21 protein-coding genes and 1 tRNA gene are annotated in these 23,996 nt (G+C 68.3%); 18 read left to right on the forward strand and 4 right to left on the reverse strand.

Annotated elements, in window-relative coordinates:
- Positions 1–15 precede the first annotated feature (15 nt).
- On the forward strand, positions 16–1,872 hold the full coding sequence (locus L5G28_RS06215) for an ABC transporter ATP-binding protein (protein WP_237000771.1): 1,857 nt from the start codon (positions 16–18) through the stop codon (positions 1,870–1,872).
- Entirely contained in the window at positions 1,869–3,623 is a 1,755-nt protein-coding gene (locus L5G28_RS06220; RefSeq protein ID WP_237000772.1) for an ABC transporter ATP-binding protein, read from the forward strand. Before L5G28_RS06215 ends, L5G28_RS06220 begins: the two co-directional genes overlap by 4 nt.
- On the opposite strand, the gene L5G28_RS06225 is transcribed toward L5G28_RS06220, so the two are convergent.
- Positions 3,598–4,296, reverse strand: coding sequence for a siderophore-interacting protein (locus L5G28_RS06225; protein ID WP_237000773.1), 699 nt, complete (start codon positions 4,294–4,296; stop codon positions 3,598–3,600). The genes L5G28_RS06220 and L5G28_RS06225 overlap by 26 nt on opposite strands.
- Positions 4,297–4,410: 114 nt before the next feature.
- Here L5G28_RS06225 and L5G28_RS06230 point away from each other — a divergent pair, with 114 nt between their 5' ends.
- The 12 genes from L5G28_RS06230 to L5G28_RS06285 all read left to right on the forward strand — a co-directional run bounded on the left by L5G28_RS06230 (position 4,411) and on the right by L5G28_RS06285 (position 18,094).
- Entirely contained in the window at positions 4,411–6,114 is a 1,704-nt protein-coding gene (locus L5G28_RS06230) for a (2,3-dihydroxybenzoyl)adenylate synthase (RefSeq protein WP_237000774.1), read from the forward strand.
- Positions 6,115–6,121: 7 nt separating this feature from the next.
- The gene (locus L5G28_RS06235; RefSeq protein WP_237000775.1) at positions 6,122–7,606 is read left to right on the forward strand and encodes an AMP-binding protein; all 1,485 of its coding nucleotides are present in this window, start codon (positions 6,122–6,124) and stop codon (positions 7,604–7,606) included.
- Positions 7,603–7,881, forward strand: a complete 279-nt coding sequence (locus tag L5G28_RS06240; protein ID WP_236996155.1) for an acyl carrier protein — start codon at positions 7,603–7,605, stop codon at positions 7,879–7,881. Before L5G28_RS06235 ends, L5G28_RS06240 begins: the two co-directional genes overlap by 4 nt.
- A complete protein-coding gene (locus L5G28_RS06245) occupies positions 7,881–9,059 on the forward strand; it encodes an acyl-CoA dehydrogenase family protein (protein WP_237000776.1) in 1,179 nt (392 codons plus the stop codon). The genes L5G28_RS06240 and L5G28_RS06245 overlap by 1 nt, the downstream gene beginning before the upstream one ends.
- Position 9,060: 1 nt before the next feature.
- Entirely contained in the window at positions 9,061–10,245 is a 1,185-nt protein-coding gene (locus tag L5G28_RS06250) for an acyl-CoA dehydrogenase family protein (RefSeq protein WP_237000777.1), read from the forward strand.
- 6 nt (positions 10,246–10,251) lie between these two features.
- Positions 10,252–11,028 carry an alpha/beta fold hydrolase gene (locus L5G28_RS06255; RefSeq protein WP_237000778.1) on the forward strand — a complete coding sequence of 259 codons (777 nt, stop codon included), beginning with the start codon at positions 10,252–10,254 and terminating at the stop codon, positions 11,026–11,028.
- The gene (mbtM, locus tag L5G28_RS06260) at positions 11,025–12,677 is read left to right on the forward strand and encodes a long-chain-fatty acid--ACP ligase MbtM (RefSeq protein WP_237000779.1); all 1,653 of its coding nucleotides are present in this window, start codon (positions 11,025–11,027) and stop codon (positions 12,675–12,677) included. Before L5G28_RS06255 ends, mbtM begins: the two co-directional genes overlap by 4 nt.
- The gene (locus L5G28_RS06265) at positions 12,674–13,882 is read left to right on the forward strand and encodes an acyl-CoA dehydrogenase family protein (RefSeq protein ID WP_237000780.1); all 1,209 of its coding nucleotides are present in this window, start codon (positions 12,674–12,676) and stop codon (positions 13,880–13,882) included. The genes mbtM and L5G28_RS06265 overlap by 4 nt, the downstream gene beginning before the upstream one ends.
- A gap of 155 nt (positions 13,883–14,037) precedes the next feature.
- Positions 14,038–14,895: an MTB12 C-terminal domain-containing protein gene (locus tag L5G28_RS06270; protein WP_237000781.1), complete on the forward strand. Its 858-nt coding sequence runs from the start codon at positions 14,038–14,040 to the stop codon at positions 14,893–14,895.
- Positions 14,896–14,946: 51 nt separating this feature from the next.
- Positions 14,947–15,918 carry an ABC transporter substrate-binding protein gene (locus L5G28_RS06275; RefSeq protein WP_237000782.1) on the forward strand — a complete coding sequence of 324 codons (972 nt, stop codon included), beginning with the start codon at positions 14,947–14,949 and terminating at the stop codon, positions 15,916–15,918.
- A gap of 68 nt (positions 15,919–15,986) precedes the next feature.
- On the forward strand, positions 15,987–16,985 hold the full coding sequence (locus L5G28_RS06280; RefSeq protein ID WP_237000783.1) for a FecCD family ABC transporter permease: 999 nt from the start codon (positions 15,987–15,989) through the stop codon (positions 16,983–16,985).
- Positions 16,985–18,094, forward strand: coding sequence for a FecCD family ABC transporter permease (locus tag L5G28_RS06285; RefSeq protein WP_237000784.1), 1,110 nt, complete (start codon positions 16,985–16,987; stop codon positions 18,092–18,094). The genes L5G28_RS06280 and L5G28_RS06285 overlap by 1 nt, the downstream gene beginning before the upstream one ends.
- Positions 18,095–18,317: 223 nt before the next feature.
- Here L5G28_RS06285 and L5G28_RS06290 read toward each other — a convergent pair whose 3' ends face one another.
- Positions 18,318–18,776: an HNH endonuclease gene (locus L5G28_RS06290; protein WP_236996165.1), complete on the reverse strand. Its 459-nt coding sequence runs from the start codon at positions 18,774–18,776 to the stop codon at positions 18,318–18,320.
- A 222-nt stretch (positions 18,777–18,998) separates the two neighbouring features.
- On the opposite strand from L5G28_RS06290, the gene L5G28_RS06295 reads away from it, so the two are divergent.
- From L5G28_RS06295 to cobF, 3 genes are all read left to right on the forward strand, one after another.
- Positions 18,999–19,071 (forward strand) — tRNA-Arg (locus tag L5G28_RS06295).
- A gap of 145 nt (positions 19,072–19,216) precedes the next feature.
- Complete coding sequence (locus L5G28_RS06300; RefSeq protein WP_237000785.1) at positions 19,217–20,041, forward strand: SDR family oxidoreductase; 825 nt, start codon at positions 19,217–19,219, stop codon at positions 20,039–20,041.
- Positions 20,038–20,796 carry a precorrin-6A synthase (deacetylating) gene (cobF, locus tag L5G28_RS06305; RefSeq protein ID WP_237000786.1) on the forward strand — a complete coding sequence of 253 codons (759 nt, stop codon included), beginning with the start codon at positions 20,038–20,040 and terminating at the stop codon, positions 20,794–20,796. Before L5G28_RS06300 ends, cobF begins: the two co-directional genes overlap by 4 nt.
- 16 nt (positions 20,797–20,812) lie before the next feature.
- On the opposite strand, the gene L5G28_RS06310 is transcribed toward cobF, so the two are convergent.
- Positions 20,813–21,553 carry a 3'(2'),5'-bisphosphate nucleotidase CysQ gene (locus tag L5G28_RS06310; RefSeq protein WP_237000787.1) on the reverse strand — a complete coding sequence of 247 codons (741 nt, stop codon included), beginning with the start codon at positions 21,551–21,553 and terminating at the stop codon, positions 20,813–20,815.
- 60 nt (positions 21,554–21,613) lie between these two features.
- Between L5G28_RS06310 and L5G28_RS06315 the strand changes: the two genes are divergently transcribed.
- Complete coding sequence (locus L5G28_RS06315) at positions 21,614–22,510, forward strand: DNA-formamidopyrimidine glycosylase family protein (RefSeq protein WP_237000788.1); 897 nt, start codon at positions 21,614–21,616, stop codon at positions 22,508–22,510.
- 151 nt (positions 22,511–22,661) lie between these two features.
- Here the strand turns inward: L5G28_RS06315 and L5G28_RS06320 are convergent, their stop codons facing one another.
- Complete coding sequence (locus L5G28_RS06320; RefSeq protein WP_237000789.1) at positions 22,662–23,873, reverse strand: glycoside hydrolase family 183 protein; 1,212 nt, start codon at positions 23,871–23,873, stop codon at positions 22,662–22,664.
- Positions 23,874–23,996: the final 123 nt, after the last annotated feature.

Genomic DNA, 23,996 nt, shown 5'->3' on the forward strand with positions numbered 1-23,996 from the left:
GACAGGAGACTTGAGATGGCCGAGACCGTCGAACAGGGCGACGGCTGGAATCTGACGAGCGCGTCCGGCGCGCGGGTTCCCGACCACGTCGCCCTGCGCGCCCAGGCCAAACGAGACAAGATCGCGGCCAAGGATCTGCTGGCCCCGGTCAGCTCGGCGATCTCACTCGCCTCGATCCTCGTCGCGATGTCGGCCGTCGCCTCGGTGGTGCCGTTCATTCTCGTCGTCGAGGTCTGCAGGCAACTCCTGCGCGACGACACCGACACCGGGACCGTCACCGCTCTCGTCGTCGCCGCCTTCGCGGTCGCCGTCCTCCGCGGGCTCCTGCAGATCATCGGACTCGTCTGGACGCACCGTGTCGACGCGGGCTTCCAGCTCACGCTGCGCCGTCGTCTCGCGGCGAAGGCGAGCAGGCTGCCCCTGGGGTGGTTCAGCGCCCGGACGTCCGGCGACGTCAAACGGCTGCTGTCCGACGACGTCGAAGCGCTGCACTATCTGATCGCCCACGTCCGGCTGGAATACGTGAATGCGATGGTGACGCCACTGGTCATCCTCGTCTACCTGTTCGTCGCCGACTGGCGGCTGGCGCTCGTCACGCTGATCCCGGTGATCGGCTATGCGTTCGCACTGAAGGCCATGACCAGTCCGGAGTTCACCCGACTGCTCGGCGGTTTCACCGCCGGTCAGCGCGCCGTCGACAGCACGGCGGTCGAGTTCGTCGACGGCATCGCCGTCATCCGCGCGTTCGGTCAGACGCGCAAGGCGTCCGCGGCGTTCTCCGCAGCCGTCGACGGTTACGCCGACGCGCTCGACGCGTGGAAGACACCGATGACCCGGCTCCAGGCGATGGCCGACATGCTGTTGGCACCCGTCTTCTCGACGCTCGTCGTGACCGCCGCCGCCGTCGGCATGACCGCCCTCGACTGGATCGACCCGCTCGACCTCATTCCGTTCCTGCTCGTCGGCGTCGGACTGGGGGCAGGCTTCCTCGGCTTCGCGTACGCCGGGCAGTCGCTCCGCCAAGGGGCGGCCGCCGCGCGCCGGATCACCGAGCTCGAAGCACTGCCCGAACTCGCGCAGACCGCGGCGAGCTCCGATGTCGACGACGTCGCCGGGGCTGTTCGCTTCCACGACGTCACGTTCGGATACCGCGTCGACACCCCGGTGCTCCACGGCATCGATCTGACGCTCGAACCGGGCACCGTCACCGCGCTCGTCGGCCCGAGCGGTTCCGGCAAGACGACGCTCGCGCGTCTTCTCGCGCGGTTCCACGACGTCGACGCGGGCACGATCACGATCGACGGCCGCGACATCGCGGCCATGCCGCTCGCCGACCTGTACTCGATCGTCGGATTCGTCTTCCAGGACGTGCACCTGATCGCGGGCACCGTCGCCGACAATCTCCGTCTGGCGCGACCGGACGCGAGCCCCGCCGACCTCGAGGATGCGGCGCGGCTCGCGCAGATCCACGATCGGATCGTCGAACTCCCGCGCGGCTACGACTCGGTGATCGGCTCCGACGTGAACTTCTCCGGCGGCGAGGCGCAACGCCTGTCCATCGCGCGCACGCTGCTCGCGGACAGCCGGGTCCTGGTGCTCGACGAGGCGACCGCTTTCGCCGACCCCGAGTCGGAGGCCGCCGTGCAGGACGCACTCGCGTCGGCGATCGCCGACCGCACGGTCCTGGTGATCGCGCACCGTCTGCACACCATCACCGACGTCGACCAGATCGTGGTGCTCGACGCCGGAGCGGTCGTCGAACGCGGCGTCCACGACGCGCTGGTGGCTTCCGGTGGCCTGTACCGACGACTATGGCAGTCCAATGAGAACGCGATGGCGACTCTCGCCGACGAGCAGGAGGTCACCCGATGATCCGCAGAGCTTTCGCGCTGGTCCCGGCCGACCGGCAGCATCTGATTCCGTTTCACCTGGTGGCGACGCTGATCTACGGCGTCGCGCAGGCCGCGGCCTTCGTCCTGCTCATCCCGCTGCTCGAGTCGCTGTTCGACGGTGACACCGGTGCGGCCGGGGTGTGGCTCGCCGTGATGGCCGGCGTGGTCGTCGTCGCGGCGGTCGCAGGCTACTTCCAGTCGCTGCTCGGATTGAAACTGGGCGTCGGCATGCTCCGCGGTGTCTCGCATCGTCTCGGCGATCATCTTGCGGCCTTGCCGCTCGGCTGGTTCTCCGGCCGCACCACCGCGTCGATCACCCGCACGGTGGTGGCGGACGTCCGCGAGATCGTCGAGTTCTTCGCCCATCTGCTCGCAGTGATGGTGACCGGCGTCGTCGTCCCGATCGGCATCGGGATCGGCGTCCTGTTCATCGACTGGCGGCTCGGAGTCATCATGCTCGTGTCGCTGCCCGTCATGGCTGCGGTCGACACACTGGCGGGCCGCTCGTACCGGAGCGCCGACGACCGGCTGCACGCGAGTGCCGCCGAGGTGGACGCTCGTGTCCTCGAGTTCACCACCGCCCAGCCGGTCCTGCGCGCGTTCGGCGCGGTCGGCGAGCGTAACCGTGCGTTGGAGTCGGCGCTGGCCCGGCATCGTCGTGCGTCGGGCGGATTGATCGCGGCGAGCGTGCCCGGGCTGGCGGCTTTCGCGATCATCGTGCAGATCGTGTTCGTCGCGCTCGTGTACGCGGTCGCGGTGTGGGCGACCGACGGCGACTTCGCCGCCGCGACGGCGGTCGGCTTGATCGTGGTGGCGTCGCGGTTCATCGATCCGGTGTCTGCGCTCGCGCAGGTGTCGACGTCCACGCGCCGGGCGAGCGCGGCGGTCGACCGCGTCCACGATCTGTTGGCCGCGCCCGAACTCCGAGACCCGGCGCAGAGTGCGGTGCCGGCCGAAAACTCGCTCTCGTTCGACGGCGTCTCGTTCGGGTATCAGCCCGGCGTCCGGGTGGCGCGCGACGTCTCGTTCACGGTTCCCGCGGGTACGACGACGGCGATCGTCGGGCCGAGCGGATCGGGCAAGACGACATTGCTGCGGCTCGCGGCTCGGTTCTACCCGGTGGACGGGGGAGCGGTCCGGATCGGTGGCGTCGACGTCGCCGACATGTCGTTGGAGGATCTGATGGCGCAGGTGTCGCCGGTCTTCCAAGACGTCTACCTCTTCAATCAGACTATCGAGGAGAACATTCGGATCGGTCGGCCGGACGCGTCCGACGAGGACGTCCGCCGGGCTGCGCGGGTCGCCGCCGTCGACGAGATCGTCGAACGGCTGCCGCAGGGGTGGGCCACGATGGTCGGTGAGCGCGGCGCGAACCTGTCCGGTGGTGAACGCCAGCGGGTGTCGATAGCGCGAGCGCTCCTCAAGGACGCGCCGATCGTGCTGCTCGACGAGGCGACGAGTGCGTTGGATCCGCACAACGAGGCGGTGGTGGTGCACGGCCTGCGCGAGTTGACGCAGGGCAAGACGGTCGTGGTGGTGGCCCACAAGTTGTCGACGGTCGCGCATGCCGACCAGATCGTGGTGGTCGACGACGGCACAGTGGTCGACCGCGGAACGCATGCCGAACTCGCGTCCCGGGAGGGGCGTTACGCCGACTTCGTCGCCCAGCGCGACCGTGCCCGCGGCTGGCGCCTCGCTGTCGCGCCTACTTCCAGTAGGCGCGGCCCTTGATCGAGGCCTTGTCGATGCCGTGGCCGCGGAGAGACTTGGTCACCGACCGGGTGGTCATCGCATCGCAGGCGACCCACGCGAAGGCGCCGGGGGCCGGGGTGAGCTGGTCGGCGGCTTCGCGCAGGAGTTGGCCGTCGTTGACGCGCTCGACCCAGGTGACGTCGGTCGTCGGGGTCGCGCGGAGCGGGAGGCTCTGGTCGGACGGGTACTGCCATTCGATCCAGACGCGCGCGGGTACGCCGCCGATCGCGTCGAGCAGCGAATTGATCGCGGGGAGCGACGCGGTGTCGCCGAAGATCAGGTACTCGCTCGGCGTGACGGCGGGAATCTCGAACTTGGATCCCATCACGGTCGCGGCGATCTCGTCGCCGGGCTCCGCGGCGAGCGCCCACCGGGCCGCCGGGCCGTTGTGGATCGCGAACTCCATGTCGAAGGTGTCGGCGTCGGCATTCGGGTCGCACAGGGTGTAGCCGCGCTGCGCGACGTCGTCGCCGTCCGGGATCCAGAGTCGGACCCACTGGGTCGGATGGATCGGATGGTCGGCCAGCAGTCCGCCGCCGGTGAAGCCCAGACGCACGTACTCGTCCGTGATCTTCTGCGTGGATGTCACGGTCAGGACGTAGTCGCTGCCGCCCATCGCTTTCAAGACGAGCCCGCTGAAACCTTTACCCATGAGGCCACCCTAACCTGACTTCGATCAAGATGCTAAGTTTAGGCTAGCCTCATTCGGGGTCGGGCTGGGTGGCAACCCGACTTCACGCTCCCTCTCACGCAGAAAGGCTGACCGATGACCACTGTCGACGATCACGCGCAGACCGCTACGATCCGGAGCCTGATTCCGGACTGGCCAGCTGACTTCGCCCAGCGCTACCGCGATCTCGGACTGTGGGAAGGCAAGACCTTCAGCACTCGCCTCGACGAGTGGGCCGACCTCTACGGGGCGTCGACGGCGGTGGTCGACGGCGACCGCCGGTTCACCTACCGCGACCTCGCGACGCGTGCGACGTGTCTCGCGCACGGCCTCCGGAACATCGGCGTCGGCCGGGGCGACGCCGTGCTCCTGCAGTTGCCGAACTCGGCCGAGTTCGTCATCGGCTGGTTCGCGTTGCAGCGTCTCGGCGCGGTGCCGGTCCACACCCAGCCCGGACACCGCCACCTCGAGGTCAGCTACCTCGCAGGCGCGACTCGGGCCGTCGCGTACATCACCACCGACGAGCTCGCCCGCTTCGACCACCGTGCGCTCGCGAGCCAGGTGGCCGACGAAGTGGAGTCCATGACCTCAGTGATCATCGCCGGTGAGCTCGGCGACCACGCCGCCGACGACCGCTTCCGTGCCTTCGACTCGCTGTACGTCGACGACGACAGGGGGCTCAACGACATGGGGCTCAACGACGGGGGCCTCAACGACGGTGGGCTGGGCGACCCGGCGGACCCGTCGGACATCGCCCTGCTCCTGCTGTCCGGCGGGACGACGGGCATGCCCAAGCTCATCGGGCGAACGCACGACGACTACGCGTACAACTCGCGCGTCGCGGGCGACCGGAGCCGTCTCGACGCCGACAGCGTGTACCTCGCGATCCTGCCGATCGCGTTCAACTACACCTGGAACTGCCCGGGCATCCTGTCGACGTTCCGCGTCGGCGGCACCGTGGTCCTCGCACCGAACCAGGACCCGGCGATGTGCTTCGAGCTGATCGAACGCGAGAAGGTCACCATGACCGCGATCAACCCGCAGCTCGCGCCGATGTGGCTCGACGAGCGGGAGTGGACCGAGAACGACCTCAGCTCCCTGAAGATCATCGAGATCGGTTCGGCACGTCTGGCCGACTACGAGGCCCGCCGCATCATCGACGAGTTCGATGCGACACTTCAGCAGATCCTCGGCATGTCCGAGGGGCTGTTCTGTGCGACCCACCTCGACGACGACCCGGAACTGCTCGCCACCACCCAGGGCGTCCCGGTCTCCGAGTACGACGAGATCCGCGTGATCGACGCCGAGGGCGTCGTGGTCCCGAACGGCGAGATCGGCGAGCTGACCGTCCGCGGCCCATACACGTTGCGCGGCTACTTCGACGCTCCGGAACAGACGGCGAAGGCGATCACCGCCGACGGCTTCTACTGCACCGGGGACCTCGTCCGCCGACTCGACAGCGGACACCTCATCGTCTCCGGCCGCATCAAGGATCAGATCAACCGCGGCGGCGAGAAGATCGCCGCGACCGAGGTCGAGGGCGCGCTGCTCGAACACCCCGACATCCGAGCGCTGGCGATCCTCGGCGAACCCGACGAGACGCTCGGCGAGCGGTCGGTGGCCTTCGTCGTCATCGACGACGGCGCCCCCGAGCTGACGCGTCGGGACCTCCAGACGTTCACCGAGTCGGTCGGCCTGTCCGCCTATAAGGCGCCCGACGTCGTGCGGATCATCGACGAGATGCCGTTGACGCCGCTCGGCAAGATGGACAAGAACGCGCTCCGCACCCTGCTCGGCTGAGACGCACATGGACACCCTCTCGACTTCTTCGACGGTCAGCGAACTCGCGACGATCCTCGACGCCGCCGTGGCCGACCATCCCGAACGCTGCGCGATCGCCACCGAAGCGGAGCGCATCACCTACCGTGAACTGGGGACACGGGTCGCCGATCTCGCCGGGCGCCTCCGTGAAGCGGGTATCGGCCCCGGCCGTGCCGTCGCCGTTCACGTGCCGCGTTCGCCTTCCGCGCTCATCGCGATCCACGCCGTCATCGCCACCGGAGCCGTCGTCGCACCCCTGGACGTCACCGATCCGTCCGAACGCGTCCGCGCGCTCCTGGAGCAGGCGGGCATCTCCCATCTGCTGGTGCGCAGCGGCGAACCGTCGTCCGTCGACGTCGGGGAGGGGCTCGCCGTGGTCGCCGGCGACGCGACGCCGTCCCGCCTCGAGGGCGGCTACCTGCTGTTTACGTCGGGCAGCACCGGCGTCCCGAAGGGGGTGCTCCTCTCGGGTGAGGCCGTCGCGCACTTCGCGCGGTGGGCCGCCCGATCCGCCGGCCTGACCGTCGAGGACCGGGTGGCTGCCCAGGCCGCCCTGACCTTCGACCTCAGCACGTTCGACGTCTTCGCCACGGCGGTCGCCGGAGCGACGGCCGTCATCCTCCCGGACTGGTTGAAGCCGTTCCCGGCCGACACCGTCGACTGGCTCGCCGAACAACGGATCACCGCCGTCTACGCGGTCCCGACCCTGATGAAGGGGATCGTCGCGGCAGGCGGACGGTCGGCGACACTGCCCGCGCTGGCGACCATCATGTTCGCGGGCGAACCGTATCCGGTGGCCGCGCTGACCGACCTTCTCGCCGCATTCCCCGACGCCCGAGTGCTCAACTGGTACGGGCCAACCGAGACCAACGTGTGCACCGCGCAAGACGCCCGGCAGTGGCGGCCCGGGACGCCGGTGCCCATCGGCGAGGCCGTCGACGGGGTGCTCGTCGAGATCGTCGACGCCGAGCTCGTCGTCGCCGGTCCCACGTTGCTGACCGGCTACGTCGTCGACGGAGTTGTCTTCGACCCCGCCGTCGACGTCGTCTTCGGCGACGGGAAGCGCAGACGCGCCTACCGGACCGGCGACCGCGCGTACCGCGACGACGACGGCCGCCTAGTCCTCGTCGGTCGCGTCGACCGCCAGATCAAACGTCGCGGCTATCGCATCGACCTGTCCGGGATCGAGGCGATCGCCGCCGAAGCCGGTGCCACACACGGGGCGGCCGCCGTCGCCACCGGCGCCGACCAACACATCACCCTCTTCGTCGACGTCGAAGCGACGTCGCCGACCACCGTGCTCGACACCGTCGAACACGCTCTGCGAGAACGGCTGCCGACCTATTCGCAGCCCGACCGGGTCGTCGCGCACTCCCCATTGCCGACGAACCGTCGCGGCAAGGTCGACCGGCCCCGCTTGGAAGAACTCGCAGCGGACATGCTCACCAACCAGCAGGAGACACACTCATGACGCAGGACGATCTCGGACAGCTCGCCATCGACGACGTGTGCGAGGTGGTGTCGGAGGCGATCGTCCGCAGGCACGGCAAGGCCGAGCCGATCGATGCGGACACGCAGATGCTGATCACCGGCATGCTCGACTCGCTCACCCTCGTGAACATCGTCGCCGAACTCGAGAAGCGGCTCGGTCGGAAACTTCCCGAAGACATGGTCGTCGCCCGCAACTTCCGCACGCCGACCACGCTGCACACCGCGGTGACCGCCGTGCTCGCGGAGCGCGTCTGATGACGGCGGTGCCCCGTCTAGCCGCTGTGCCCCCAGCCGCTGTGCCCCCAGCCGATGTACCTGCAGCTGTAGAGGCGGAGGCCGCCGACATCGCCGCGGCCTTGGCCGACATGAGCTTCCGGGACGCGTGGCGCGCCCTGCTGGCCCTCCCGTCGGTCTCGGCTGTCATGGCCGACTCGCTGCGCGGTGCGACCGGCGACGGCGTCGTCACCAACGCGGTCGCGGTGATCGAAGGGCTCGGCCGCGCAGGCGTTCCCGCAGGCCTCTGCTATGCGTTCACCTCGCAGATCTTCGGCATCCAGTGGCCGCTGGCGTCCTCGGCGCGCAACCCGCTCGCTCCCTACGTCGACGGTCTCATCGACGGCTCGCTCGTCCTGTGCCACGCGCTCACCGAAGAGACCGGCGGCTCCGACCCGCTGTCCATGCGGACCGCGGCCACCGTCACCGACAGCGGGTACCGGCTCGACGGCCGCAAGGCGTATGTGACCGCCGCGCCCGAAGCAGATCTGATCCTGACGTTCGCGCGCACCGACGAGGCGCGTCACCCGTTCGCGCTGAGCGCGTTCCTGATCCCCGCGAGTCGAGCGGGCGTCGTCCGTTCCGAGCCGTTCGCCAAGGTCGCGCTCACCGAAGTGCCGATGGGTGCCGTCGACTTCGACGGGGTCGCCGTGGCCGATGCTGACCTGGTGGCTGCGGAAGGATCAGGGCTCGCCTTCCTGTCGAGCACGACGACGTGGGAGCGCGCATTGCTGATGAGTTACGCACTCGGCGGCCTGCACGCCACGATCGAACGGGTCGTCGGGTGGCTGCGTGATCGGGAACAGTTCGGCCGGAGTCTCGGCTCGAACCCGCTCGTCGCGTCGCGCGTCTCGGACCTCGCGACCATCCGCTACCGCGTCCGCGCCCTCGTGTACGACATGGCTCGCCGCATCGACGAGGGTTCCACCCCGCTGAGCGCACTGTCGACGGACGCGGCACAGGTCAAGATCTCCTGCGCGCAGGACCTGCTCGCGTTCGAGACGGCTGCCGCGCCGCTGTTCGGCGCACGCTCGGTGATCGCCGACTCGGGATACGGAATCAACATGACGAGTGCGATCGCGGCATCCATCTATGCGGGCACCAACGACCTGTTGCGGGTGTCCATCGCCCGTGACCTCGGACTTCCGGTGGAGAACTGACATGACGATCGCCATACACCCGGTCGACGCCGCGCTGGACCTCGCCGCGTCGATCACGCCGCGCCTGACCGAACTCGCCGATCCGATCGATCGGGGCGAGACACCGCCACAGGTGGCCTACGACCTGATCCGGGAATCCGGACTGCTCGCCGCGATGATCCCGATCGAGAACGGCGGGCTCGGCCTCGACTTCGCCGACTACACGCGGCTCCTCGCCGAACTCGCCGCAGCCAACGGCGCGATCGCGCTCGGCTTCAACATGCACAACGTCGCGATCGGATCCCTGTTCGAAGCCGACGTCGACGCTCTCGGATCGACCGGTGTCACCTTCCGCGACTGGGTGATCGACCAGGTCGTGGTAGGCCGCACGATGTTCGCATCGGCGGCGTCCGAGCCGGCGACCGGCGCGCGCCTGCGCGGCATCTCGACCGTCTACCGCCGCGACGGCGACGGCTACGTCCTCGACGGACACAAGTCGTTCGTGTCGCTCGCCGGCGTCGCCGACCACTATGTGGTGACCGCACGGCCCCACGACGACGACTCCGACGTCGAGGTGTCGCACTTCGTGGTGAGCGCCGGTGATCCGGGCGTCTCCTTCTCGACCGAATGGGCGGGTACCGCGCTCCGCGGCACGTCGACTGCACAGATGTTCCTGGCCGACACCAGGATTCGCGCAGACCGGTTGTTCCTCGGGGTCGAGGGGATGTCGCTGTTCAAAGCCGTCCGCGACCCGCACTGGATGGCGGCTGGCTACCTCGGGGCCTACCTGGGCCTGTCGGAGGCGATCGTCGACTTCGCGGCGCAACGACTCGGCGCCGACGAGCGACGACGGAGCCAGGCCGCCGACGTCCAACGTCTCGGCGCGATGACGGTCGCGCTGCAGGCGACCCGAGCACTGACGACGGCTGCTGCGCGCGGCGTCGTCGACCGGCGCTCGGATCAGGCGACCAACGCGACCGTGTACGCGGCCAAGCATCACCTGGGCGAGACCGCGCAGTCGCTGGCCGCGCAGGCCGTCGCCCTCGTCGGATCGGCGGCGATGGCCGCCGACCAACCGCTGCAGCGACTGCTCCGGGAAGTCCAGTTCTGCTCGATCATGCCCGCGAAACCCGCCGACTGCCTCGACTACGTCGGCAAGTCGACGTTGGGCGCCAACATGTTCGACGTCTCCAACCACGGGTGGTGACCCGCGATGCCGACTCTGCCGCACCCGCTCGGTGACCTCGAATACGTGTTGCTCGACGGCGACCCCGACTTGCCGACCCTGGTGTTCCTGCACGAAGGACTCGGATCGGCCGGCCAGTGGGGGCGGCTCCCGTCGCTGGTCAGCGACGCCACCGGGATGCGTGCGCTCGTCTACTCGCGCCACGGGTACGGCGGTTCGGCCGGCGACGGCCCGCAGGGCGCCGACTACCTGCACCGCGAGGGGACCGACGTCCTCCCGGAAGTGCTCGACGCGCTCGGCATCGACACACCGTTCCTCGTCGGGCACAGCGACGGTGCGTCGATCGCGGTCGTCACCGCGGGCACACACCAGGTGAGGGCCGCCGTGCTCATCGCGCCCCACCTCGTCGTCGAGGACACGACGTTGACCGGGATCCGCGATACCGCGGCCCGCTTCGACGAGCAGGTCCGTCCGTCGCTGGCGATGTTCCACGACGATCCCGACGGCCTGTTCGCGCGGTGGTCGGGCGTGTGGCTGTCCGAGGAGTTCGCCTCGTTCGACCTCACCGATCTGCTGCCGCGGATCGACGTCCCGTTGCTCGTCGCCCAAGGAGTCGACGACGAGTACGGCACTTCGATCCACCTCGACGCCGTCGCCGAACACGCGTCGGGGCCGGTCCAGACGCGCCTGCTCGCCGGCCACGGACACCATCCGCACCTGAAAGACCCCGAGGCGATCGCCAGGCTGATCGCCGACTTCGCACACGCATCCCTGTCGATGGGTTCGACGAAAGAAGCGCTATGACGCCGACGACTGTGATCGACGAGACCGGAACGCCCAGCGCGTTCACCGCACCGTTCAGCAGGGCCATGCTCACCAGCGACCGGTCGCTGTCCGTCCTCGACTCTGAGACGGGTGCGTGGGAGACCCGCACCTGGCGCGACGTGCACGCTCGCGCCGTCGAGATCGCCGCGACCCTCGTCGCGGCGCGGGGCGATGAGGCGCAGGTCGAACACGTCGGCTTGATCGGCGACCCGACCGTCGACCTGATCGCCGCGATCCAGGGCGCCTGGCTCGCTGGCGCAGCCGTGGCGATCCTGCCCGGTCCGATCCGAGGTGCCGACGAGAATCGGTGGGCGCAGGCCACGTACACGCGGTTCGCGGGCATCGGCGTCGGGACGGTCCTCGGCGACGGCCCGCAGTTCGATCTCCTCACGGCCGTCGACGGCGACCTGCACCTGGCTCCGGCCCGCGAGTACGGGGTCGGAGCCGACACCGCCGGGTTCGTCCCGGTCGTCGCGGGCCCCGACGCGCCGGCCGTCCTGCAGGGCACCGCGGGCTCCACCGGCGACCCGAAGACGGCCGCGCTGCCGGAGTCCTCGGTCCACACCAACACCGGCGAACTCGTCGCCCGTCTCGGCATGCACCACAGCCGGGACATCGGATTCAGTTGGCTTCCGCTCTATCACGACATGGGGCTGACCTTCCTGCTTGCGGGCATGGGGGCGGGATTCCAGACGTACATCGTGCCCAACTCAGCGTTCGCGGCCGCACCGTTCAAATGGCTCGAATGGCTCTCCGAGACCAAAGCGACCGTCACTGCGGCGCCCAACTTCGCCTACGACATCCTGGGCCGTTACGGGCGGCTGCTGCAGTCCGCTGACCTGAGCAACCTGCGCGTCGCGATCAGCGGTGGCGAGCCCATCGATCCGGACGCGTTCGACAAGTTCCTCGCCGAGACCGAACGCTTCGGGTTCGACCCGGCCGCGGCGGCGCCCGCGTACGGCATGGCCGAGTCGACCTGCGCGGTCACCATGCCCGCGACCGGCGAAGGCGCGGCCTACGACGAGGTGACCGTCACGCCGCCCGGCGACGGCTCCGAACCCCGGCGTCGCCGCTACGCGGTGCTCGGAAAGCCGTTGGACGGCATGGAGATCCGCATCGTCGAACCCAACGTCGATGTTCCGCTGATCGATGACCGGGAGGTCGGTCGCGTCGAGATCCGCGGTACGTCGATGATGAGCGGCTACCTCGGCCACCCGCAGCTCGGCGAGGACGAATGGTTCGACACCGGCGACCTCGGCTACCTCCTCGACGGACGTCTCGTGATCTGTGGGCGCGCCAAGGAGATCGTGATCGTCGCCGGACGGAACCTGTTTCCCGTCGAGGTGGAGCGGGCCGCGGCGTCGGTCGACGGCGTCAAACGCGGCGGTGTCGTCGCGATGGCGCGCGACGAGGACTCGTCGCGACCGGGACTCGTCGTGGTCGCCGAGTACCGCGGTTCGGATCGTGTCGCGACCCGGTCGGCGGTCGTCTCGGCGGTCGCCTCCGAATGCGGCATCGTCCCCGCCGACGTGATCCTGCTCGACCCCGGCACCGTGCCGCGCACGACGTCGGGCAAGCTGCGTCGACTCGAGACCAAGCAGATGGTGACCGCGGGAATCCTGTCATGACGATGCCGCTCGACGAGTATCGCTCGCTCCTCGACGACGTCTTCGACGACGAGATCCGATCGTGGGTCGAGGAAGCCGAGACCGCGGAGCGCTTCCCACGCAAGCTTCTGGAGAAGCTCGGCGCCGCGGGCGTCTTCACCCACAAGTGGGGCGACGACAAGAAGCCGGATCTGGCGAAACTGTTCGCCCTGGGCAGCAGCCTCGGCCGCCAGGGGTCGGCCGGGATCAGTGTCGGTGTGAGCCTGCACGATTCGGCGATCGCGGTGCTTCGCCGTTTCGGCGGACGATCGCAGACATTGAGCCGGGTCGCCGACGAAGCGATTCGCGGGGAGTCCGTGCTGTGTCTGGCCGCCTCGGAGTCCTCCGGCGGATCGGATCTTCAGATCGTCGAGACGACCGTCCGCACCGGCGACGACGGACTGCGCGTCGTCGGACGTAAGAAGTTCGTGTCGCTCTCGCCGATCGCCGACTACATCCTGGTGGTGGCCCGCAGCGTCGAGCACGGGCCGGACAGCACGCACGGGCCAGAGAGCACGCACGGGCCAGAGAGCACCCACGGGCCAGAGAGCACCCACGGAAATGTGGCGCTCGTGCTCGTCCCGACGTCCCAGGTCGTCGTCGAACCGCCCTACCGCAAGGCCAGCGCGGGCCCGTTGGACACCGCAGCCGTCAGCATCGACACCGTCGTGCCCGCCGACCATCTGATCGCGCGGGCCGGAACCGGACTCGCCGCTGTCAGCTGGGGTCTCGCGCACGAGCGACTGTCGATCGCGGCGCAGGTTGCGTCGTCGTGCGACACCGTGATCGGCGTGACGCTCGCGCGGATGAACGATCGCACCCAGTTCGGCAAGACCTTGTTCGAGCACCAGGCACTGCGGCTGCGCGTCGCCGACCTGCAGTCGCGGGTCGACATGCTCCGGTACGCGCTCGATGGAATCGCCGCGGGCCGCAAGATGGACCTGCGAACCGCTGCAGCGATGAAGGTGTCCGCGGCGCGGCTGGGGGAGGAGGTGGTCTCCGAGTGCATGCACCTGTTCGGCGGCTCGGGATTCCTCACCGACGAGACGCCGCTCGCACGGTGGTGGCGGGACATGAAGCTCGCCCGCGTGGGCGGCGGCACCGACGAAGTGCTCTGGGAACTCGTCGCGGCGTCGATGCGCCCCGACGTCGTCGGCTATCGACGGTTCGCGGGATCCATCACCTGACATCCCAGTCGTGAGACCGCGGCCGGCATGTGACGCGGATCGTATTGCTCGAATCCGACAGGTCGGGTTTGAATGTTACCTGAGATTCAGGTTAGCCTGACCTATATTATGCGAGCGGGGCTTTCGGTTGCCTCGACGATGAAATGGAGACGCACATGTCGCAGGGAGACTCGTTCGGGGAGCAGCCATACGCTGACGAGCCCTACGCGCAGCCAGGGGGGTACGCCCAGTCGGGGGAGTCCGCACAGCCGGCGGGGTCGTCGGGCTCGAAGGTCAACGTCCCAACCATCCTGGCGTCTGCGGGTATCGCGGCCGTCATCTCGGCGCTGATCGTCACCATCGGTGTCGTCGGGCTCGCCACGTCGGACAAGTTCGGGACCGACACGGCGGCCGCGCAGCCGACGGTCGTCAACCTCGGCAACGCTCAGGGCACGCAGACGCCCAACGGGGTCACCACCCCGCAGAACACCGGCGACCAGGCGGCGGGCACGCCGGTCGCCGGCGCGCCGACGGAGAACGTCCCCGAGAGCAACGGCGACGCGGGCACCGGGACGGGCACCCAGGGCACCCAGGGCACTCAGGGCACCGGCACCGACAACGGCACCGCACCGCAGACGGGTGACGCAGGTCAGGGCGCTACGACACCGGCGCAGTCGGCGACGCCCGCACCGTTGACCGCGGGACAGCTCAACACCAAGGTCAAGACCATCATGAACACCGGCGCGTCGAACGCCACGCGTGCCGATGAACTCCAGGGCGGTCAGCAGGCACTCGGGTCGGTGAACGCCGTGGCTCAGATGCTGAAGGTCAGCGGAGCCGGATTCAGCTACAAAGTCGTCGGGCCGGTCACCCAGAACGGCACCACCCTGAACGCTCGCCTGCAGATGTCGCTGGTCGGTAACGGCTCCCGCTACCTCGATCTGAGCTGGGTGTGGACGGACAACAAATGGAAGCTGTCCAACACGAGCGTCTGCACCATCGCCGAATACGCGATGCTCAAGTGCACGGTCTGACCCATCGAAATCGGTCGTCTCTCGAGGCGTCCCTACAGTAGGAGAATCCCGATGACCAGGCTGAAGTCGAGTCTTGTTCTCATCATCGTCGCAGTCGTCGCACTCGTCATCGGCGGATGCTCGTCGCCGGACGACGCGGACGCCGCGCCCGTCAAGATCAATCTGCCCGACGGCCGCACGGTCGACATCCCGGATACGCCGACACGCATCGTGACGCTCGGCGGACAGTGGACCGACATCGCGTTGTCGTTCGGTGTCACACCCGTCGGGTACTACGACGCGCAAGAGGTTCAGACCGGGAAGAAGGCTCCGTGGTTCGGTGACAAGCTCAACGACTCGGTCTTGGTGAACCCGAACGACGACGTCGTCGGATCGGTCGCCAAGCTCGAACCCGACCTGATCCTGGCTCCGGGCTTCGCGTCCATGGCCGAAGGCTTCGACAAGCTCGAGGCGATGGCTCCGACGATCGACAAGATCAGCGGTCAGCAGGTCGATCCCTGGCAGGACATGGTGACGCTGATGGGCACCATCTTGCACCAGCCGGAGAAGGCCAAGGAGATTATCGGCGGTGTCGACGCCAAGATCAAGGCGCTCGCCGACGAATTTTCCGGTCTCAAGGGCAAGACCTACTCGTTCGCGTACCTCTACGGTTCGGACCAGATCTCGGTTCTCGGTGACGAGTCCGACGGATCGGCCAAGTTGTTCTCGCAGCTCGGTCTGAAGATGTCGCCGACGGCGATCCGCGAGTCGACCAAGACGGGGCAGCCGCGTTTCCAGATCAGTACCGAGAACGTCAACCTCCTCGACTCCGATCTTCTCGTCGCCGCCAGCCAGACGCCGAAGCTGCAGGAGCGGGTCGAAGGCCTGCCCGGCTACAAGAACCTGACCTCGGTGAAGACCGGCGCGGTCGCGATGCTGTCGACACTCGAGATCACCGGTCTCAACGAGCCGTCGCCGAACTCGATCCCGTACGCCTTCGACCACATGAAGCCGGCTCTGCGGGCCGCGTCCGACGCGAAGTAAGCCCGCCGGTCTACCGGTTCGAGCGGAGTCGGCAACGTCTCCTCACAGATAGACAAGGTTCGTACACGTTGGGAAAGACGCCACAGAGAATCGGCGGACTGCTGTTGCTCCTGGCAGCTCTGGTCGCGGTGGCGGTGGCGTCGATCGCCTTCGGTTCGCGGGCGATCCCGGTCGGAGATGTCTGGCACATCCTCTGGAACGAAGACGGCACCGACATCTCCGGCATCGTGCACGGTCTGCGGATCCCGCGGACCGTGCTCGGTCTCGTCGCAGGCGCCGCGATCGGCGCCGCGGGAGCGCTGACTCAGGGGCACACGCGTAACCCGATGGCCGATCCGGGTCTGCTGGGCGTCAACGCGGGCGCCGCGTGCACGGTGGTCGTGGGCGTCTATGTCATCGGCATCACGACGCCGATCCAATACATGGCGTTCGGGCTGGTCGGTGCGTTGGTCGCGTCGAGTCTGATGTTCCTGATCGCGTCGGCGGGCAAGGGTGCGAACCCGTTGACGTTGATTCTCGCGGGTACGGGTCTGTCGGTCCTGTTGATGGCGATCACGTCGGCGATCGTCCTGATCGACACCGCGTCGTTGGACGCGTGGCGTTTCTGGCAGGTCGGTTCGACGGAGGGGCGCGGCTGGGACGTCATCGTCGCGACGTTGCCGTTCATCGTCCCGGGCATGGTCCTCGCGGTGGCGAGCGGATTCTTCTTGAACATCCTGTCGCTGGGCGACGACATCGCGCACGCGTTGGGCACTCGGGTCCGGCAGGCTCGCATCATCGGGATCATCGGGATCACGTTGCTGGTCGGCGCGGCGACCGCGGCGTGCGGTCCGATCGTGTTCCTCGGCCTGGTGGCTCCGCATATCGCGCGGTTCATCACGGGCCCCGACTATCGGTGGATCGTCCCGTATTCGGCGTTGATCGGCGGACTGTTGCTGGTCGGCAGCGACGTGGTCGGCCGCGTCATCGCCCGTCCGGGCGAAGTCCAGGCGGGCATCATTCTCGCGGCGATCGGCGCCCCGTTCTTCATCGTTCTGGTGCAGGCGAAGAAGCTGGTGGCCGTCTGATGGACCTCACGAAGCATTCCGGCGATGAGCCGCTCGCCGTCGAACGCCCGCTCGACGGCGAGCGGGCCCGCCGCACGTTCGTCCGGGCGGGCAGTGTGCAGTTCGTCGTCAACCCGTGGGCTGCGGGTCTCGGCGTGGTGCTCGCCGCCGTCGCCCTGGTGCTGTTCGCAGTGAGTATCGGCACCAGTTCGTTGCCGATGACGCCGATCGACGTGGGGCGGATCCTGCTCGGCGGCGGCACCAAGTTCGAGAACGTCGTCGTCTTCGACTCGCAACTCCCGATCGGTCTCGTGAGTCTCCTCGTCGGGTTCGCGCTCGGCGCGTCGGGCGCATTGACACAGGTCACGCTGCGCAACCCGCTCGCCACCGCAGACATGCTGGGCATCACTTCGGGGGCCAGCGCGGGTGCCGTCGTCGTCATCACGTTCGGTGCGACGTGGGCGTCGTGGCTCGCCGACCTCGGGTTGACGGTGGCCGCACTTCTCGGCGGTCTGTTGACGGCACTCGCCATGTTCTTGATGACGTGGCGGCGCGGCATCGATCCGATCCGGCTGGTCCTCGTCGGTGTCGCGATGACCGCGGGCATGCAGGCGTTCATCGCGTATCTGTTGACGCGTGCCGAGGTCAACCAGGTGCAGCAGGCGCAACTGTGGATCGTCGGCTCGGTGTCCGGGGCGACGTGGAGCAAGGTGTGGCCGCTGGTCGCCGTCGTCGCGGTCGCGTTGGTGATCATCGCCGCCAATGCGCGGAACCTCGCGATCATCAGTCTGGGCGACGAGGTGAGCCGCAGCCTCGGCGTCCGCACCAGTGCGGTGACGGGCGTCGTCTTCGTGACGGCGGTCGTCCTGGCGGCGGTCGCGGTGTCGGCTGCGGGGCCGATCGCGTTCGTCGCGCTCCTCGCGCCGCAGGTCGCGGTGCGCCTGGCACGCGCCGAGATCCCCGGTGCGATCACGTCGGGGCTGATGGGTTCGGTGCTGGTGATCGGCGGCGAAGTACTCTGCCGCACCGTCCTGCCCGCCGGTCTGCCGGTGGGGGTCGTCACTGCGGGCGTCGGTGGTCTCGCGTTGATCTATCTGATGGTTCAGATCACCCGGAAGGCGTCGGTGTAGACCGGCGTTCGACCGCCGGTGGTGCTGAGATCAGTACGCTCACCGCCCCGTTCCGGCTATTTGCCGGAGCGGAGCGATGAGACGACTGATCTCAGCGGTGTCGTCGACGGTGAACGTCCGCTCGCCCCTGCTCCGGGAGAGGCGGCGGCCGTGCCCCAGAGAGTTATGCCCCAGAGAGTTAAGCCCCAGAAAGTTATGCCCCAGAGAGTTAAGCCCCAGAGAGTTATGCCCAAGTAGGGCGGTATGGCTCCCACAGCAGGCGGATGCCCGCTTCTTCAGGGGTCCGATCGCCTTTGGCCCAGTTGCACGGGCCGCACGCGGCGACACAGTTCACCCAGGTGTTGCCGCCGCCGCGTGACTGCGGCATCACGTGGTCCCACGTCTGCGCGTGTTCGCCGCAGTAGGCGCAGAGGTGTTTGTCGCGCCGTAGCACCTTCTCCCGTGTGGTGTGCTCGCGTTCGACGTACGGGCGGTACACGTATTCGCGCAGGATCACTTCGCGGGGGACTTCGACCTGCATCGAGACCGAGTGGGCGATGATCGGCGGGTCGAAGCGCTCGACCATCCACATCTTGTTCTCGAGGAGGTTGGCGACGACGTCGCGGAACGGCCGACGGTGCAGCACAGCGTTGTCGGCGTTGCGGACTATCACCGGTATCGCATCGATCGCTTGAATCGCCATGGCGGGCCTACCTCCCCTCAAGAAAATAGCCCAGACGAGGCCTTCTCGCTGGGTAAGGCGGCGACGGCGCGTCCGCGACGTAGAAACGTACGGGGACGGCCGACTCCGGTCAACGGGTTTTTCTGCCTGATGCGGGATCTATTCGAGCGGACGGCGGTGCGGGAGTCGCCTGCACGCTGTCGTAGACTTCTCGCGACGGCCGAATCCCCACCACGGCCGCCTGCTCTCGTAGCTCAGGGGATAGAGCACCGCTCTCCTAAAGCGGGTGTCGCAGGTTCGAATCCTGCCGGGAGCACAAGTGACACGGCCGTGTATCCGCGGCATTCGGACGCATCCGCGCAGTTCGGCGACATCCGCGGCATTCATGAGCGCCGCGAACGTCGCCGAAGACCGCGGATGGTCGTGCCAGTCGCGTGCCGTCCCCGGATACGGTAGACGCCATGACTGCACAGACATCGGACGCACTCACGGTTCTCGTGACCGGCGCCAGCAGCGGAATCGGCGCGGACGTGGCACGGCAGATGGTGGCTGCCGGCCACCGCGTGTACGGCACCAGCCGCAACCCGGACACCGTCGAAGACCCGATCGCGGGCGTCACCTATGTGCGGCTCGACAACGCCGACTACGCCTCGGCCGCCGCGTGTGCCGCCGAAGTCGGCGCCGTCGACATTCTCATCAACAACGCGGGAGAGAGTGCGGCAGGCGCCTTCGAAGACACCCCGATGGACGCCGTCGAGCACCTGTTCGCCGTCAACGTGTTCGGTCCCGTCGCACTCACCAAGGCCGTCCTTCCCGGCATGCGGGAACGAGGCCGCGGCACCGTCGTGATGGTCGGCTCGATGCTCGCGAGCTTCCCCGTCGCCTTCCGCACCAACTACGCCGCGACCAAAGCCGCGCTCAAGGGGTACGCGATGGCGTTGCGTCGAGAAGTCGCGCCGTACGGTATCCGCGTCGTGACCGTCGAACCCGGCACCATCGCGACCGGTATCGGGGAGCGACGCACCATCCACATCGGTGACGACTCGCCGTATCGCGCCGAGTACGAGACGGTCGCCGCAGCCACCCGCGCCAACGAAGCCAACGGCATCTCCAGCACCGCGATGGCGAAAACCGTCGTGCAGGCTGCGCTCGCGGAACAGCCGAAACCGTTCTACGCCAGAGGAAACCGTGCGCCGGTCGTGTTCGCGCTGCAACGGGTCGCGCCGCGTCAGCTGGTACTCGACCTCACCGCGCGCATCCACGGCCTCGCGAAGATCCGTCCGTGAAGCCGGTAGCCCTCCGCGTCATCGGAATAGGTCCCGGAGGGCCGCGCCAGATCACGCTCGACGCCGTCGACGCCATCGCCGCGACGGACGTGTTCCTGATCCTCGACAAAGGCGACCGCACCTCCGAGCTGACCGGTGTGCGGCAGCAGATGCTCGACGCGCATGCTGCGCCCGGGCACACCGTCGTCGCCGTGCCGGATCCGCCGCGCGACCGCGACCCCGCCGACTACGCGACCGAAGTGCGCCGCTGGCACGCCGCCCGAGTCGACGCCATCGACGCCGCCCTCACCGCGCACCTGCCCGACGGCGGGACCGCGGCGTTCCTCGTCTGGGGCGACCCGGCGCTCTACGATTCGACGCTGCGTCTGACCGACGCCCTCGCGCGCCGGCGTCCGCTGTCCGTCGACGTCGTCCCCGGCGTCACGAGCGCATCGGCGCTCACCGCCGCGCACGGGATCGTCGCGCATGCGGTCGGCGAACCGATCCTCACCACCACCGGCCGACGACTCTCGTCCACACCGGACGGCGCCGACCAGAACCAGATCGTCATGCTCGACTCGTCACTCGCCTTCCGCGAGACCGCGGACCCCGACGACACCGTCTACTGGGGCGCCTGCCTCGGCACCGAGCACGAGGTCCTCGTCAGCGGCCGCGTCGCCGACGTGGCCGATGAGATCGCCGCCACACGTGCGCGAGTCCGCGACGAACTCGGCTGGATCATGGACATCTACCTGCTGCAGAAGGGCCGCGGATAGGGTCTCGAGCTCCGAGCTACCAGGGAGTGGACAGGGCGTCGAGGACGGCGTCGGCGATCTCGCTGCGGCAGATGACGAAGTCCGGCATGTAGGGCTGCGGATTGTTGTAGGTGATCGGGCGGCCGTCGATCCGGCTGCAGTGCAGACCCGCGGCGAGCGCCACGCCGACCGGAGCGCAGTTGTCCCACTCGTACTGGCCACCGGAATGCACGTACGCGTCGACGTCGCCGCGGACCACGGCCATCGCCTTCGCACCGGCCGAACCGATCTGCACCGCACCCATCCGCAGACGGTCGGCGACGGCGGCCGAATGGTACGAATGCCCGTACCGTGAGACGGCGAGCCGACCGGTGAGCGGCCCCATCACCTCGTCGACCGTGTCGCTGCGGAACAATTCGCCCTGCGCGGGCAACGACACCGCAGCCACCTCGGGGACGCCGTCGACGGCGAGCGCGACATGCACCGCCCAGTTGTCGGTGCCCAACGAGAACTCGCTGGTGCCGTCCAACGGGTCGATGATCCAGACACGACTCGTCGTCGACCGGTCGCCGACGTCCTCAGCCTCCTCGGAGAGCACCGCGTCGTGCGGGCGGTGCACGCGTAACACAGTCGAGATCCACGCCTGCGCGAGCATGTCTCCGACATCGCCGACGACACGGCCGTCGAGTAGGTCGCGGTGGCGGATGCCGTTCAAGATCTCACCCGCGCCCTCGGCGAGATGGGCGGCGAGGTCGGCATCGGAGAGGCGGACGGGCATCCGTCTACCAAATCACATCGGGTGCAAGACATGCCGCCGAAACCGGTCCACACTGGATACATGCCGGAACTTCCCGAGGTCTCCGCGATCGCCGCATACCTCGACTCGCGCACCGCGGGTCTGCCGATTCGTCGCGTGGACGTCGCATCACTGTCGGTCCTCAAGACGGCCGACCCGCAGTACACGGACCTGCCTGGGCGCACCGTGAGCGCCGTCGACCGCATCGGGAAATACCTGGTGATCCGCACCGTCCCCGGCCCCGAGCGCGGTCCGGGCGCGAGCGACCCGGAGATTGACCTGGTGATCCACCTCTCGCGCGCCGGATGGGTCCGATGGAGCAGCACCCTGTCGCAGACGCCGCCCCGCCCCGGTGGGAAGAGCCCCATCGCGCTGCGCGTGCACTGCGGACTGCCCGGTGAAGGCTTCGACGTGACCGAGGCAGGCACCCAGAAGCGGCTCGCCGCGTGGATCGTTCGCGACCCGTCCGACGTCGAACGCATCGCGACCCTCGGGCCCGATGTCCTCGCCGTCTCCCGCGAGGAGTTCGCCGCGATCCTGGGTGCGACGACGTCGCGCCTCAAGACCGTCCTCACCGACCAACGCACCATCAGCGGTGTCGGGAACGCCTACTCCGACGAGATCCTGCACACGGCGAGACTCTCCCCGTTCGCGTCCGCCAAGACCCTGGACGACGACCAGGTCGACAACCTCTACGAGACGACGCGGACCGTCCTCACCGAGGCCGTGCAGCGACTCGAGAGCCGCGAGGTCGCGACCATGAAATCGGAGAAGCGGACGGGGCTGCGCGTCCACGCCCGGACCGGGCTGCCCTGCCCGGTGTGCGGCGACACGGTTCGCGAGGTGTCGTACACCGACCGCTCGTTCCAGTATTGCCCTACCTGCCAGACCGGCGGGAAGGTTCTCGCCGACCGTCGGATGTCGCGGCTGTTGAAGTAGGAGTCCCGACACCGCGAGCAGCGGTGCGGAGATCGCAAACCGACACCGCTCAGGCGATACGACCGGCTATGGGCCGATGCTCGCTCTGGGCGGTGTCGGTTTGGGTGCCGGCGGTGATTGGGTGCCGGCCGTATTGATCGGGTGCTGGTGGTCAGCGCACCTTGGTGCGGATCAGGGCGACGTTGTAGTCATCCCACCGGGAAGCGTTGAAGTACAGTTCCGGTCCCGTACCGCGCAGCGCGGGCGACGACGGCAGCATCATCGGCGCGTACAGCTCGAGACTCGACGGAGCGATCCGCCGGCCGGCGCTCCACGGCCCCTGCGGGTGGTTCGCGGTGCGCAACTTGACGCCGTTCGGGCTGTCGAGCATCACGTACTTGTTCAGGTACGGGCTCCACGCCACCGACAGTTCGGTCACCGGGCCGCGGACGATCGCCGCGGGCCGAGCCGCGCCGCCCGCCCAGCGGGAACCGGTCCAGTACTGGTACTTGCCCGGATCGAGGATGTCGCCCGGGCGGAACCGCGCGATGTGTGCCGCGCCGAACCGGCCGTTCGGCGTGCCGTACTGGTAGACCCAGCCTGCGTCGTCACCGACGCCCTTCAGGTAGGCGCTCTGCTGGAACAGCGGGTTCACGTGGTTCACCGACGGCCACCCGGCGGGCAATGCCACGTCGACGCCTGCGTTCACCCGGATCGTGCTCTGCGGTGTGAACCAGCTGCGCCCGTTGTTCGACGATACGGCGGTCGCCGAGTAGTTCGTGAACCAGCGGCTCGGCGGGCCCCACGCGCGGACCGACATGTAGTTGACGTACTGTTTGCCGCCGATCGAGATGCCAGCGGTAGGGATCTTCGTCTTCTCGATACCGCTGAATCCGAACGCGCCGAACATCGGCCCCGCGTATCCGCGATGCTGCAGGGTGAGGCCATTCGCCAGATTCGTGTCCGTCGAGCGCAGCAACGTGTTGTTGCGCCATCCGCGGTCCTGCCGCAGGCAGTTCCCGAACGTGTCGCCGAACGCCATCAGCGTCTGGCCTCGCCCGTTGTCCCACGCGACGCCGACGTCGGTGCCGGAGATGCCGAACCGAGTGAACGTCTTGTTGCGGCTGAGCGGTCCGGTGACCCAGGAGATCGTCTTGGTGCGTCCGTTGTCGAAGTGCGGCAGCGGCTTCTGCGGTCCCTGTGCGGCGCCGCCGCGCGGAAAGCCGAGCGATCCGAAGTCGAACGGGAGTGGGATGCCTGTGCCGGAGTTGCTGCACGCGCCCGACGCCTGAGCGGGTGGCGGTGTGACGACGGCGGTCAGTGCTGCCGCGGCCATCGCTGCGGTAAGCGCGAAGGTCGTGATAGTTCGGGTGATTCGTCGCATCGCGTTCGGTCCTCTACCGGGGGAGGGGATAATACGGTCCCAATCAGTTGTACAGGCGAAGATCGTCGGAATGAAGCGATACCGCGAAGATCGTCCCATCACGATCTGGCAACCCGCGCAGGT

The sequence above is a fragment of the Gordonia liuliyuniae genome (assembly GCF_021739025.1).
Taxonomy (GTDB): Bacteria; Actinomycetota; Actinomycetes; order Mycobacteriales; family Mycobacteriaceae; genus Gordonia; species Gordonia liuliyuniae.